12 protein-coding genes are annotated in these 13,889 nt (G+C 37.8%); 11 read left to right on the plus strand and 1 reads right to left on the minus strand.

Features of this window, described 5'->3' with window-relative positions; genetic code table 11:
• Window positions 1-47: 47 nt before the first annotated feature.
• From AAGF08_RS19055 to AAGF08_RS19080, 6 genes are all read left to right on the plus strand, one after another.
• Window positions 48-965, plus strand: a complete 918-nt coding sequence (locus AAGF08_RS19055; protein ID WP_343512993.1) for a hypothetical protein — start codon at window positions 48-50, stop codon at window positions 963-965.
• A 78-nt stretch (window positions 966-1,043) separates the two neighbouring features.
• Window positions 1,044-2,357 (plus strand): 30S ribosomal protein S12 methylthiotransferase RimO, encoded by a 1,314-nt coding sequence (rimO, locus tag AAGF08_RS19060; protein WP_343512994.1) that lies wholly within the window; start codon window positions 1,044-1,046, stop codon window positions 2,355-2,357.
• Between the two features lie 145 nt (window positions 2,358-2,502).
• Window positions 2,503-3,666: a hypothetical protein gene (locus tag AAGF08_RS19065; RefSeq protein ID WP_343512995.1), complete on the plus strand. Its 1,164-nt coding sequence runs from the start codon at window positions 2,503-2,505 to the stop codon at window positions 3,664-3,666.
• 81 nt (window positions 3,667-3,747) lie between these two features.
• The gene (locus AAGF08_RS19070; RefSeq protein WP_343512996.1) at window positions 3,748-4,743 is read left to right on the plus strand and encodes an adenosine kinase; all 996 of its coding nucleotides are present in this window, start codon (window positions 3,748-3,750) and stop codon (window positions 4,741-4,743) included.
• A 225-nt stretch (window positions 4,744-4,968) separates the two neighbouring features.
• Window positions 4,969-6,297, plus strand: coding sequence for a pitrilysin family protein (locus AAGF08_RS19075; protein WP_343512998.1), 1,329 nt, complete (start codon window positions 4,969-4,971; stop codon window positions 6,295-6,297).
• 27 nt (window positions 6,298-6,324) lie between these two features.
• Window positions 6,325-8,373: a pitrilysin family protein gene (locus tag AAGF08_RS19080; RefSeq protein WP_343512999.1), complete on the plus strand. Its 2,049-nt coding sequence runs from the start codon at window positions 6,325-6,327 to the stop codon at window positions 8,371-8,373.
• A gap of 25 nt (window positions 8,374-8,398) precedes the next feature.
• On the opposite strand, the gene AAGF08_RS19085 is transcribed toward AAGF08_RS19080, so the two are convergent.
• Window positions 8,399-10,039, minus strand: coding sequence for a M61 family peptidase (locus tag AAGF08_RS19085; RefSeq protein ID WP_343513000.1), 1,641 nt, complete (start codon window positions 10,037-10,039; stop codon window positions 8,399-8,401).
• A 136-nt stretch (window positions 10,040-10,175) separates the two neighbouring features.
• On the opposite strand from AAGF08_RS19085, the gene rpmH reads away from it, so the two are divergent.
• The 5 genes from rpmH to AAGF08_RS19110 are packed head-to-tail and all read left to right on the plus strand — an operon-like array spanning window position 10,176 to window position 13,632.
• Window positions 10,176-10,334, plus strand: a complete 159-nt coding sequence (rpmH, locus tag AAGF08_RS19090) for a 50S ribosomal protein L34 (RefSeq protein WP_092900477.1) — start codon at window positions 10,176-10,178, stop codon at window positions 10,332-10,334.
• Between the two features lie 50 nt (window positions 10,335-10,384).
• A complete protein-coding gene (gene rnpA / locus AAGF08_RS19095; protein ID WP_343513003.1) occupies window positions 10,385-10,777 on the plus strand; it encodes a ribonuclease P protein component in 393 nt (130 codons plus the stop codon).
• Window positions 10,770-12,431 carry a S41 family peptidase gene (locus tag AAGF08_RS19100; protein WP_343513004.1) on the plus strand — a complete coding sequence of 554 codons (1,662 nt, stop codon included), beginning with the start codon at window positions 10,770-10,772 and terminating at the stop codon, window positions 12,429-12,431. The genes rnpA and AAGF08_RS19100 overlap by 8 nt, the downstream gene beginning before the upstream one ends.
• A gap of 2 nt (window positions 12,432-12,433) precedes the next feature.
• Window positions 12,434-13,126: a tRNA (adenosine(37)-N6)-threonylcarbamoyltransferase complex dimerization subunit type 1 TsaB gene (tsaB, locus tag AAGF08_RS19105; protein WP_343513005.1), complete on the plus strand. Its 693-nt coding sequence runs from the start codon at window positions 12,434-12,436 to the stop codon at window positions 13,124-13,126.
• Window positions 13,123-13,632, plus strand: coding sequence for a DUF2480 family protein (locus AAGF08_RS19110; RefSeq protein WP_343513006.1), 510 nt, complete (start codon window positions 13,123-13,125; stop codon window positions 13,630-13,632). The genes tsaB and AAGF08_RS19110 overlap by 4 nt, the downstream gene beginning before the upstream one ends.
• The last annotated feature ends 257 nt before the right edge of the window (window positions 13,633-13,889 follow it).

Below are 13,889 nucleotides of genomic sequence, written 5' to 3' on the forward strand. Positions count from 1 at the left end.
CTTATCCTGGGAGATACTGGAAGGGAAATAAAATTGAAGGATTGTTAATGAATTCTAGAATGGTTCAGGGCGTTTTTGATGATCTCAATCCAGAAACCATTAAAAACTGGGAGTATCCAAATACAAAAAAATGGGATCCAGATAGAAATACAAATGAGTTTGTGGAGCAAATGAAGGTATGGAAATCTTATGGCTTACTTTCTTTTACCGTTAACCTCCAAGGTGGAAGTCCTTTTGGATATTCACAAAGTCAGCCTTGGATCAATTCGGCCTTTACAGAAACAGGTGAATTAAGGGATGAGTACTTCTCCAGGCTTGAAAAAATCTTAGATCGAGCTGATGAATTGGAAATGGCTCCCATTGTTGGTCTCTTTTACTTTGGACAAGATGAGAGATTGGCAGATGAAAAAGCTGTAATCAATGCTGTTGAAAATGCAATAGATTGGATCCTTGATAAGGGATATACAAATGTGCTGATCGAGGTTAATAATGAATGTAATGTCCGATATGATCATGAGATTTTACAACCTGAAAGAGTCCATGAATTGATCGAATTGGTGAAATCAAAGAATAGAAATGGACAAAGGCTGCTTGTAAGTACTAGTTACGGAGGCGGAACCGTCCCAAAAGAAAATGTGGTGAGAGCTGCTGATTTTATTTTGCTACATGGGAATGGAGTAAAGGATCCTAATAAAATTTCAGTTCAAGTAGAGGCTACTAGAAGTGTTCCTGGGTATTCAAATCAACCCATTGTTTACAATGAGGATGATCACTTTAATTTTGAACAGGAACTGAATAATTTCACAGCGGCCACTGCAGCCTACGCTTCTTGGGGATTTTTTGATTATAGAATGAAAGACGAAGGGTTTGAGCAAGGATATCAAAGTGTGCCGGTGGATTGGGGAATAAATTCAGAGCGGAAAAAAGGATTTTTTAATCTGCTCAAAGAAATTACTGGGTATTGATTTTTTTGAAACTGCCCACTGAAAACTGAACACTGCTTTCTTTTCCCTACCTTTGCAGCCTTAAAAAGAAGGAATTCCGTGAAAGCAAGAACGTTAAAGAAAGACAAGGTTAATATTATCACCATGGGTTGCTCTAAGAATCTCGTAGATTCAGAAGTGCTTCTCACCCAGCTTAAAGGAAATGGCATCAATGCCAGCCATGAGTCTGGCGCGGATGATAATAACATCATCATCATCAATACTTGCGGTTTTATCGACAATGCAAAACAAGAGTCTATTGACACTATTTTGCAGTATGTCGACGCTAAAGAGCAAGGGCTAGTGGAAAAAGTCTATGTGACTGGTTGTCTTTCTCAACGCTATAAAGACGATCTTGAAAAGGAAATTCCTCAGGTTGATGCATTTTTTGGAACGAGAGATTTGCCTGCGATTTTGAAGAAATTCAAAGCTGATTATAAGCATGAGTTAGTAGGAGAGAGGCTTCTGACGCATTCTTCGCATTATGCTTATATGAAGATTTCTGAGGGCTGCGATAGACCATGTTCTTTCTGCGCTATTCCTTTGATGCGTGGTGGGCATATCTCCAGACCAATAGAGGAACTTGTAAAGGAAGCAGAACATAAAGCTGCTGGAGGAACAAAGGAATTGCTTTTGATCGCTCAAGATTCCACCTATTATGGATTGGATATCTATAAAAAGAGAAATCTCGCTGAATTGATGCGGAGGCTTTCGGAAGTGAATGGCATCGATTGGATTCGTCTTCATTATGCCTATCCAACTGGCTTTCCCATGGACGTCATTGAAGTGATGAAAGAGCGGGAGAATATATGTAATTACCTGGATATACCTTTGCAGCACGGTTCTACAGATGTGCTGAAGGTGATGCGTCGCGGAACCACACGCGAAAAGCAGGAAAATCTAATCCATAGCATCCGGGACATTTTACCTGATATTGCGATTCGGACTACTTTGATTGCTGGACACCCAGGAGAGGGAGAGAAGGAGTATCAGGAAATGGTAGACTTTGTGGAGCGGATGAAATTTGAACGCCTTGGAGTATTCACCTATTCGCATGAAGAAAATACGCATGCTTATTCATTGGAGGATAATATTCCAAAGGAAGTTAAGCAGGAGCGCGCCAATAATCTGATGGAAATTCAGGAGCAGATTTCATATGATCTGAATCAAGAGAAAATCGGGAAAACATTCAAAGTCCTTATTGACAAGAAAGAAGGTGGCCACTTCGTTGGACGTACGGAATACGATTCAGTAGAAGTAGATAATGAAGTATTGATTGATGCCTCAAAATACTATTGCCGGGTTGGAGACTTTGTCAATGTTAAAGTAACCGATGCGACCGAGTTTGATCTGTATGCTGAGGTGGAGGAGTAAGATTTAGTAAGTCCTGCTTCTTAATAAGCAATACAACTAATCTTTTATCCATTTGCAGTTTCTGCTACTTCTAGAGAAGCAGTACAACAATTGATTTTTGCCCTTTAATCTACTTCCCGTATTTTAGCATCCTAAAATCACCCGAATGAAGTTGATCGAAGTCACCACGCCAGCCCATCAGAAAGAGTTTATCGAGATGGCAGTGAGGTTATATAAAAACGAAAAGAACTGGATTAGACCACTGGATGCTGATATCGAAGGTCTTTTTCATAAAGAAACCAATAAGCTTTTTAGAAACGGAGCTAAAGCAAAACGTTGGCTTTTACAAAACGATAAAGGTGAAACGATTGGGAGAATTGCGGCTTTTATCAATCCTAAAATGAAGGAAAAGCAACCAACAGGTGGCTTAGGATTCTTTGAATGTATTGATGATCAAGAAGCAGCCTTCTTGCTTTTTGATACTGCAAAAGCATGGTTGGAAAGTGAAGGGATGGAAGCCATGGATGGCCCGATCAATTTCGGAGAGCGTGATAAGTGGTGGGGGCTTTTAGTAGATGGATTCTCTGAACCAAACTACAATATGCCTTGGAATTTTAAATATTATCAAAGGTTTTTTGAGGATTATGGATTTCAGATTTACTTCAAGCAGTTTACCTATGCCAGAAATGTGCAGAATGTGGGTTTTGATGATAAATTGATCGCCCGTGCGAATGTGATTTTATCAGACCCGGATTATGAGTTCCGGTACATTAAAGGAAAAGAGTTAAAAGAAAAAGCCCCCGAGTATTTTATGACCACGTATAACAAAGCTTGGTCTAGGCACATGGGAAAAACCCTTTCTCTCAAGGAAGCTCAGTTGATGTTCAAAAAAATGAAACCTATCATTGATCCAAAGTTGATATATTTTGGATTTTATAAGGGTGAACCCGTTTCCATGTTTATTCAGATCCCTGAGATCAACCAAATTTTCAAGCATGTAAATGGGAAAATGGACTTGATAGGTAAACTTAAATTCCTTTGGTATAAAACCTTTTCACCACCCAACAAAATGCTTGGCTTGGTGTTTGGAGTAGTGCCGGAACATCAAGGAAAAGGTGTTGAAAGTGCGATGGTAGTCGAATATGATAAAATGAGTGGAAAACCGGACTTCCAATACAAGACCATCGAGATGAATTGGATTGGGGATTTTAATCCGAAAATGATGCGAGTTTGCGAACAGCTTTTGGCAGATATTTACAAAACTCACCATACATATCGATTCCTTTTTGATAGGAAAAAGCCATTTGAAAGACATAAAATATTTAATTGATCGCAAGAGAGTATCCCCAATAAATAGTAAAGTTCAACGAACTTTAAAACGCTAAATAATAAAGAAACACCAACTGTAAAGATGAAAAAATACGATGTAACAGGGATAGGTAATGCCTTGGTAGATATTGAATTTAAAGTGACCGATCAGTTTTTTACCGATAATGAAGTCGAAAAAGGATTGATGACTTTGGTAGATGAAGATCGCCAAAATGCCTTAATGAAGGTAATCAATGCTGAAGAGGCGAAGAAACAGTGTGGAGGGTCTGCCGCGAATACTGTAATTGCAGTTAGTCAGTTTGGTGGAAAATCATATTATTCATGCAGAGTTGCTAATGATGAAATGGGTCATTTTTTTATGAATGATATGAAAGAGGCAGGAGTGGACCATAATTTGAATGAAGACTTTTTAGAAGATGGAGTAACTGGAAAATGTTTGGTCATGGTTACAGAAGATGCGGAGAGAACAATGAATACATTTCTTGGTATTACTTCCACATATTCAACCAAGGATGTCAATGAGGCTGCAATTCTCAACTCGAAATATCTTTACATTGAGGGTTACTTGATCACGTCTGATAATGGAAAACAGGCAATGATTGATGCTAAGAAGATTGCTGAAGAAAATGGAGTGAAAGTAGCATTGACTTTTTCCGATCCTGCCATGGTGAAATATTTCAGAAAACCCTTTGATGATGTCATTGGAGCAAGCGTAGATATGCTGTTTTCGAATGAAGAAGAAGCTATGATCTTTACAGGGAAAGATAATATTTTAGAAGCCCGTGAAGAATTGAAAAAGGTAGCGAAGCATTTTGTGATAACTCAGGGCAAGAATGGAGCCATGATCTTCGATGGAGATACTTTTATAGACATTGAGCCTTATGAAACTACCGCAGTAGATACCAATGGAGCTGGAGATATGTTTGCAGGGGCTTTTATGTATGGAATTACAAACGGGCATAGCTATGCTTCAAGTGGAAAGCTGGCTTCAATGGCAAGCTCAAAAATTGTAAGTCAATTTGGCCCAAGGCTAGAATGGCACCAGACAAAAGATATTTTAAATCGCTTAAACCCTTAATTGAAAAGGCCGAGCTAATTGGAACTAGCTCGGTTTTTTATCATTATTTAACGTAAGAAATTTTCAGGATCTCTTTACATCTTATTTTTTAGTAGAAAGTTTTAAATTGGGGACTTTTAAAAAGAAAATATCCTCTTTTGTATTCGTAAATAAACATTTAAAACATTTCCAAAAAATTAACGATTTAATTACTACACTGAATATTAACAACCCAATCTTATCACAATGAGAAAATTTATAGTTCTGGGTATCATGGCTGGGATACTGAGTCTTCCGGTTATGGCCCAAAAGAAAATTGAATTCAAAGAATTTAATTTGGATAATGGACTGCATGTGATCATGCACCAAGATCAAAGCACTCCGATAGTAGTGACTTCGGTATTATATCACGTAGGTTCCAAAAACGAAAATCCTGAGAGAACTGGATTTGCTCACTTCTTCGAGCATTTAATGTTTGAGGGTTCAGAGAATATTGAGCGAGGACAATACATGAATATCATCCAGGGTAGAGGAGGAACACTAAATGCCTATACTTCTAATGACATCACTTATTATTATGAGTCACTACCTTCCAATGAATTGGAGCTGGCCCTTTATATGGAAAGTGAGCGAATGCTTCATTCAAAAGTGGATGAGACTGGGGTTGAAACCCAACGAGAAGTTGTAAAAGAGGAGAGACGGCAGCGTTATGAAAATCAACCTTATGGAACAATTCTTCCGGAGACCTTAAAGAGAGCTTATTCGGAACATCCCTATCAATGGGCACCTATCGGCTCCATGGAGCATTTAAATGCAGCTTCAATTGAAGAATTCCAGCAGTTTTACAAAGATTTCTATGTGCCAAACAATGCAACTTTAACCATTGCAGGGGATATTGATTATAAACAGACCGAGGATTGGGTTCGAAAATATTTTTCTGAAATCCCAATGGGCAAAAAAGAAATTTATCGCCCAAATGTGAAAGAACCTAAGAAAACGGAGGAGATCAGAGATGTTATCTACGATAATATCCAGATTCCAGCAGTGATTCAGGCATATAATCTTCCTCCAAAAACGGATGCGGATTCTTACGCATTATCGATGTTGTCAACTTATTTGACTGGTGGGGCTTCTTCTTTAATGACCAAAGAGTTGGTAGATAAGCAGCAAAAAGCATTGGTAGTAGCAGCAATTCCATTAGAGTTGGAAGATGGTGGGATTTTCATTATGTACAGTATTGCCAATATGGGCGTGGAGCCAAAAGATTTGGAAACAGAGATTGATAAGCTGATTAAGCAGGTCCAGGAAGAAGGTTTGAGCGATCAGGATTTCACGAAGTTGAAAAACATCATGGAAAACAACATCGTGAGTAGTAACTCTTCAATGGCCGGTATTGCAGAGAATCTTGCAGAGGCGCATGCGATTTATGGAGATGCAAATTACATCAACAAGGTAATGGATGCATATAGTAAGGTGACTAAAGAAGACATTCAGCGGGTAGCTAAAGAATACCTAGACCTGAATGGAAGAGTTGTTTTGTATTATTTGCCAAAGGCGCAGCAGCCAGCTCAATAATTGTTTCACCCAAATACTCAAATTGACATGAAAAAAATAGCAATATCATTTGTATTAAGCTTTTTGATAGCTGTGGTGAGTTTTGCTCAGCTGGACAGAAGCCAATTCCCAAAGTCAGGTCCTGCGCCGGAAATTAAAATTGGCGAAGCCGAGACATTTACGCTCGACAATGGATTGAAAGTCTTCGTTGTGAAAAACGACAAACTTCCTAGAGTATCCTTCACTTTGGTTTTAGAGAGAGATCCACTTTTGGAAGGAGATAAAGCCGGATTGACTGGTTTTGTCGGTGAGATGATGACCGCAGGAACAACAAATAGAACCAAGGATCAATTGGATGAGGAAGTAGATTTTATTGGAGCTAGTCTTTCAGCTAGTTCCACCTCGATCTTTGCCTCTTCCTTGAAAAAGCACCAGGCAAAAGTTCTAGAATTGATGGCAGATGTACTTTACAATCCGGTTTTTCCGCAGGAGGAATTGGACAAATTAAGAAAGCAGTCTTTAACTGGTTTGGCTTCGAGCAAAGATGATCCTGGGGCAATTTCAGCTAGGTTGACTAGTGCTATGATGTATGGTAAAGATCATCCTTATGGCGAAATAGAGACTGAAGAAACGATCAATAACATCACAGTAGCTGATATCAAGAATTATTATGAGACCTTCTTTAAGCCTAATATTGCTTATTTGGCTATCGTAGGGGATATGGACAAAGCAGAGGCCGAGAAAGTAGTCAAGGAATATTTCGCTTCTTGGGAGCCCGGCGATGTGCCAACTTTTACATACGAGACTCCAAAAAGACCGGAAACAAGTGTAGTTGGTTTGGTGGATAGAAGTTCTTCAGTTCAGACCAATATCAACATTGTTCAACCAGTAGAATTGAAAATTGGAGATGAAGATTACATTTCCAGTCGATTGGTCAATCAGATTTTAGGAGGAGGATCGTCTTCTAGATTATTCATGAATTTGAGAGAAGATAAGGGCTATACTTATGGTGCCTATTCTTCTATTTCTTCTGATAAATTGATTGGACAGTTTTCTGCTAATGCAGCGGTAAGAACAGAGGTGACGGATTCAGCGGTAGTTCAGTTTATCTATGAACTGGATCGTTTGGTAAAAAGTGGCGTAACTGAAGAGGAGCTTGAAAAGGCAAAATCCAACCTTGCAGGTTCATTTGGGAGATCCCTAGAAAGTCCATCTACGATTGCAAACTTTGCATTGAATACAGAGAGATACAATCTACCAAAGGATTATTATGCGACCTACCTTCAAAAGATGAATTCGTATACTGTGGAGGACATCAATAAGACTGCAGTTGACTTGATCCAGCCGGACAAAATGTATATCACTGCTGTTGGAAATGGCTCAGAGATTAAAGATAAGCTAGCCCAATTTGGCGAGGTCAAAATGTTTACCAACATGGGAGATCCTGCTAAGGAAATCCAAATGACTGATGCCAGCATGACTGCAGAGAAGGTAATCGAAAATTATATTTCAGCCATAGGAGGAGAAGATGCAGCCTCTGCAATTAAGTCTGCCAAAGTAAGTATGGCTGCAGAGATAATGGGTAACTCACTTGTTATTGATATGGTCTTTGATGACCAGAATTTGAGATACGGGCAGAAAACCTCCGTAATGGGGAACGTCATGCAAAGTACCACTATGATGGATGGGAAAGGGAGTATTTCAGCACAAGGCCAAACCATCGAAATGAGTGATGAGCAATACGAAGAAGGTAAAATGAGTGCCTTGTTTTTACCGGAACTTTACTATGAAGATTTAGGCTACACACTTACTTTAGATGGTGTGAAAGATGTGGAAGGTACGCCAGCCTATAAAGTAATCATAGTTAATCCTTCAGGTGCAAAAATGGCTAATTATTATTCGGTAGAATCTGGTTTGAAAATTAAGAATGAAAATGAAAAAGCAGGAGATACTTTTTACAAGGATTACCAGGAAAAGAATGGTGTTTTAATCCCAATGGGTTGGATGATAAAGTCTCCGGCAATTCCAGTACCATTAGATGCTAAAATCACCTCTTTGGAATTGAATCCAGATCTGACAGAAGCTGATTTTAAATAATAAAAAAGGGGCATGAGCCCCTTTTTTATTTCATCCATTTTTCTCTTATCTCAGTTCCCTTTTCAATAACAAGGTTTGGAATCGGATAGAATTCTTTTGAAGAATCGTATTTAAACTCATGATAGGTTCCATTAATCCTATAGATTACAACATGGATTTTATTTTCCAGGTATTGAAATTTAATTTCATCCCCTATCATTAAGTCCGAATAGGCAGGCGACTCCTGATGAATCTTAATGATTTTATTGTCTGTCGATAACACCCCTAGATCTCTGGCTAAAGGATCTTGGTTCTCTGTCAGATTTAAAGTAATCCCCAAAAGATTCAGTTTTTCTTTAAAGAAAACCAAAAGATCTTCTTTTCCTGATATAAACCTGTCGTAGAAAATTTTAAGAGAGCTTTGATCTGTAGTATGATTTAGAATCAGTTTCCAGAAACTATCATTGGTATACCCAACCATTGGTTTACCAAATTTCTCCCAAGCATCTTTCATCACTTCTGGAAAACTGCTTCCGTTTTCAAGAAGCATTAGATCGAGACAAAAACAAATCAGACTACCGTGGGAATAGATATTTACTTTTCTGTCTGGAATACCTGCCTGATAGCCATCAAGCCAAAGATCAAAGCTGGATTCTAAAATTGATTGATTTTCCCAACCCTGGTTTTGTATTTCTTTTTTTAGAGTATTCTCAATCTGCTTTAAAAAAATATCTAAAGAATAGACTCCGGATTTAAGTAAATACATATCCCCCATGTATGTGGTAATGCCTTCCAGCATCCAACCAGCCTTAGAATATGTTTCTTTTGAAAAATCATACGGAAGAAGTTCTTTTGGGCGGATCCTACAGACATTCCAAGCATGATATAATTCATGGGAACTCACTCCTAACAGATCTTCCATTTGAGATGGATCAGAAAGATTTTCGGCAGGGCCAAAAGTGATTACCGTTCCTTTTTGATGCTCCACTCCATGATAATGGCGATAGGGTAACAATTGAAAAATAAAGTGATACTCTGTCTCAGGGAATTCACCGAAATCACGTATTTGAGTTTTGGTGAATTTTTGAAAACTGTCTAAAAAGCTTTCCTGATCAAACTTCACCTCTCCTTTTATCCAAATATTAAAAAGGCAATTACCAGATTTATACTCCCAATGGGTGATTTCATTTGTAGCAAGTATGGTGGAGTCTACCAGCATTTGAAAATCCTTTGCAAGCAAATCCCCGGATTTATTTTTAGGTAGAGTTGAAATGATTCTTGAAAAGCCTATAGGTTTAAAATCTATTTTAATGGGGTTGTTTTCATAGCCTTTTATTTCAAGACAGCAATTAATAAGGTTTACATAAACTTGATCTTCATCTATCCAGGCTCCACCTGCATCCATTCTTGAAGAGAAGAATTCATAATTCACATAATAGATATGTTTTTTTTTCGCTTGAAAAGACCAGCAATCTTTGCTGATTTTTCGAAATCGAATTTCTTCACCTTGCTCATTTTGAATTTTAAAATCACGGATATATTGAGCATAATTCGCCAGTTGATATCGTCCAGCGCGCCATGAGGGTAGTTGTAAAAGGATTTCCTCTTCATTCACTGAAGTAAATTCTAATTGAATTTGCAGAAACTGCGAAGCAGGGTTGGAACAACTTATTGTATATTTGTGCATAGATATCAAGTTAGTACATGACAAATGTATAGGGTAGGTTTGTATTTCAAAAAATGCTACTTATCTTTGCAGTCCTTTTTGAGGCCTATTCCTCAGGAAGTATGTCCAGGAAGCAAATAGATAAAGATATTCGATCATGAAAAGAACATTCCAGCCTTCTCGCAGAAAAAGAAAAAATAAGCACGGCTTTAAAGAAAGAATGTCTTCTGCTAACGGTAGAAGAGTATTGAAAGCCAGAAGAGCAAAAGGAAGACACAAATTATCTGTGTCCTCTGAAAAGACGTTGAAGAAGTAAATTTCTTTAAGGTAGTTTTCGTATGTTCACATACGGTTATACTCCTTGTAATGAATAATAAACTTCCAAAAAGTGAGCGGCTTCATGCCGAAAAAGAGATCAAGGAACTTTTTAACGAAGGTTCCTCTTTTTTTTTATTCCCTATTAAAGTGCAATTTTTTGTTAAAAAGCAGTATGAGGATGGAACCCCGAAGGTGCTTTTCTCCGTTTCGAAGAAGAAAATCAAAAAGGCCGTAGATCGTAATTTCATCAAAAGACGGATGAAAGAGGCTTATAGGCTCAATAAACAATTGCTTTCACCTCTAGAAGTCAACGGTTTAGTTTTGGGGCTAATTTATGTGGGTTCCGTAAAAATGGAATTTCACAAAATAGAATCTAAGATTACTCAAATATTAAAGCAGCTTGTCGAAAAACTCAATTCCAATATTCCAGATCATGAATAAATCTCTTAAGAAATTCTTACTAGTCTTTATAATAGGTACGGTCGTTATCTCTGGATTCTTTGCTTTTAAGACGAAGAATGACAAGCTATTCGCGATCGCAAAAAATATAGACATCTTCGCTACCATGGTTCGTGAGCTGGATTCCTATTATGTAGATGAAATAGATCCGGATGAGTTGGTGACAATTGGTATTAATGCGATGTTGGAAGAATTGGATCCTTACACAACTTATATCCCGGAAGAAGAATCTGCTGACTTTAGAGTAATGACGACAGGTGAGTACGGGGGTGTAGGTGCTTTGATAGGAAATAGAGGAAAGGGAAATATAATCATTATGCCTTACACGGGTTTTCCCGCACAGTCGGTAGGATTGAAGATTGCAGATGAATTGCTCATGGTTGATACCGTTTCCGTTGTTGGTAAAGCTACTTCTGATGTTTCAACCTTACTTAAAGGGCCTGCTAACACAGAAGTATTTATACAAGTAAAAAGAGGAGATGATACACTGGGCTTTAATTTGACAAGAAGAAAAATAGTTATCAAGAATGTTCCTTATTATGGAAAGGTTGATGATCACACCGGGTACATTAAATTAAGTGAATTTACCACTAATGCCTCCAATGAAGTAAGGAATGCCTTGCTTGATTTAAAAGGACAGGGAGTAGATCGGTTGATTTTGGATTTAAGGGATAACCCAGGGGGGTTAGTCAATGAAGCTGCAGAGATAGTCAATTTATTTATCCCGAAAGGAAAAGAAATAGTAAAAACGATTGGCAAACTCGAAAATGTCAATTACACTTATAAGACCACCAAGACTCCTTTAGATAAGGAGATTCCAATAGTAATTTTGATCAACGAAAATTCAGCCTCAGCCTCTGAGATTGTGGCGGGTGCTCTTCAGGATTATGATCGGGCAGTTTTGATTGGAAGAAAGTCATTTGGCAAAGGATTAGTACAAACTACCATACCGCTTTCCTATAATGCCCAAATGAAAATTACCACCGCTAAATATTATATTCCAAGCGGAAGGTGTATTCAAGCAATCGATTATGCTCAAACAAGGGAAAACGGAGAAATTACTATTGTGCCTGATTCTTTAAGAAAAGAGTTTAAAACTAAAAATGGAAGATTGGTTTTAGATGGGGCAGGGATAGAGCCCGATGAGTTGGTGGAAAAAGTGACCTATGCTCCAATCTCCTATAGCTTGGTTGCTAGAAGTCATATTTTTGATTTTGCAACTGAATACGCAAGGTCACACCCAAAAATCACTAACCCTTCGGAATTCTCCATATCAGATGACGAATATGATCAGTTTGTAAAATGGCTTGATGGGAAAGAGTATGATTACACTACTTATTTGGAGAAATCTGTCAATGATCTGACAAACTATGCAGAGAAAGAAGCCTATTACGATGAGATTAAAGCCCAAATTGAAGCTATCAAGGAAAAGGTGAATCATAGTAAAGAGCAAGATTTGATTACTCACCAAAAAGAAATAAGAAAAATTTTATCAGAAGAAATTGTTTCTAGATATTATTTCCAGGAAGGAATGATAGAAGCAAGTTTGACTGATGATCCTGCTGTGAATGAAGCATTGAATTTTCTCTCTATACCGGATAAGTTTCAACAAATATTAACGGCTTCTACTAAGTAATTATGGCATTGATACTTTCATTAGAGACATCTACCCCTGTATGCTCCGTAGCATTGCATGATAATGGGTCTTTATTGGGAGTAAAGGAAATTGAGGTTCCTGGGGCTCATTCAGAGAGGTTAATTGGTTTAATTGATGATTTGTTAAATGAATGTCAATGTAACAAGAATAAATTAGCAGCAGTTGCAGTTTCAGAAGGCCCGGGGTCTTATACTGGGTTGAGAATTGGAGTTTCAACAGCCAAAGGTTTAGCCTTTGCTTTGTCTATACCTTTAATAGGTGTGAGTACTTTAAAAGCATTGGCAAGGGGTGCAAGCAGTAAAGTGCAGCCCAATTCTAAAATTATTGCCTTGCTTGATGCCAGAAGAATGGAAGTGTACAGAGAGATTTTTGATCACGATTTGAATTCAATTGCATTATTGGATTCAGAGGTGATAGAATCAACTTCTTTTGCAAAGTATCTTGAGGAAGGTTATGTTTTATTTATTGGAGATGCAGTTCCAAAAGTTAAAGAAGTAATAACAAATGATAATGCAGTCTTTTTGGAGGAAAAGATTTCAGCAACTCATATAGGGGAGATCGGTTGGACGAAATTTCAAAAAAATGAATTTGAGAATCTTGCTTATTTCGTCCCGAACTATCTGAAAGAATTTAAAGTTCTCAAGTCAAAGAAAAACCCTTTATTGATATCATGAGTGAGATTGTAAACAGAGTTGCCCAAAGTTCAATCATTTCTTTGGATCTAGAGGAGATTTACCCAAAAGAGGAACGGGTTGTTTTTGACCTTGAGCCTTTTTTGTTTCAAGGTTTGGTATTGAGAGAAAAAGATTTTCGACTTGCCTTAAAAGAAATTGATTGGCTTCAATACAAGAATAAATGGGTTGCCGTATTATGTACTGCGGATGCTGTGATTCCAAATTGGGCATATATGTTAGTGTCAACCTATCTAACTGGAATAGCGAAAGGCTATGCAGTGGGAAGCCTAAAGACATTAGAAGTCATGATTGTAGAGGAGTGTTTGAGCCAATTAGACTTAAACTCATTCCAAGATAGACCAGTAATTGTAAAGGGTTGCTCTAATTTCCCTATTCCTCTTTTTGCCTATGGGCGTATTGTTTCATTAGTTCAAAGCAAGGCAAAGTCGATTATGTATGGAGAGCCATGTAGTACAGTTCCTTTATTTAAAAAACCAAAGTCCTGATTGTTAAATAGGTGCAAAAAATCATGAAAAAGTTTGTGATTTTGTCAGTAGGAAAGCTTGTGAATTTAGCGAAACAGCCCTATGTTTGCACTCCCATTTGAGAAAAGACTCAAACAAAATTGAAATAGAGTGGAAAGGGAGAAAAATAAAATTTAATTTTTTTTTCAATTTGAGTTTTGAATCAAAAATTAAATCCCGATATTTGCACTCGCTTTCGGGGAAACGTTCCCCGACAACTCCCAAGAAAGCTTGGGAAA

The sequence above is a fragment of the Algoriphagus sp. SE2 genome (assembly GCF_039563885.1).
GTDB lineage: Bacteria > Bacteroidota > Bacteroidia > Cytophagales > Cyclobacteriaceae > Algoriphagus.

What these genes read in the sequence shown, in the direction of transcription:
- AAGF08_RS19055 (WP_343512993.1), top strand. Translation starts at nt 48, where the DNA reads ATGAATTCTAGAATGGTTCAGGGCGTTTTTGATGATCTCAATCCAGAA.
- AAGF08_RS19065 (WP_343512995.1), top strand. Translation starts at nt 2,503, where the DNA reads ATGAAGTTGATCGAAGTCACCACGCCAGCCCATCAGAAAGAGTTTATC.
- AAGF08_RS19070 (WP_343512996.1), top strand. Translation starts at nt 3,748, where the DNA reads ATGAAAAAATACGATGTAACAGGGATAGGTAATGCCTTGGTAGATATT.
- AAGF08_RS19075 (WP_343512998.1), top strand. Translation starts at nt 4,969, where the DNA reads ATGAGAAAATTTATAGTTCTGGGTATCATGGCTGGGATACTGAGTCTT.
- AAGF08_RS19080 (WP_343512999.1), top strand. Translation starts at nt 6,325, where the DNA reads ATGAAAAAAATAGCAATATCATTTGTATTAAGCTTTTTGATAGCTGTG.
- AAGF08_RS19085 (WP_343513000.1), bottom strand. Translation starts at nt 10,039, where the DNA reads ATGCACAAATATACAATAAGTTGTTCCAACCCTGCTTCGCAGTTTCTG.
- rpmH (WP_092900477.1), top strand. Translation starts at nt 10,176, where the DNA reads ATGAAAAGAACATTCCAGCCTTCTCGCAGAAAAAGAAAAAATAAGCAC.
- rnpA (WP_343513003.1), top strand. Translation starts at nt 10,385, where the DNA reads ATGAATAATAAACTTCCAAAAAGTGAGCGGCTTCATGCCGAAAAAGAG.
- AAGF08_RS19100 (WP_343513004.1), top strand. Translation starts at nt 10,770, where the DNA reads ATGAATAAATCTCTTAAGAAATTCTTACTAGTCTTTATAATAGGTACG.
- tsaB (WP_343513005.1), top strand. Translation starts at nt 12,434, where the DNA reads ATGGCATTGATACTTTCATTAGAGACATCTACCCCTGTATGCTCCGTA.
- AAGF08_RS19110 (WP_343513006.1), top strand. Translation starts at nt 13,123, where the DNA reads ATGAGTGAGATTGTAAACAGAGTTGCCCAAAGTTCAATCATTTCTTTG.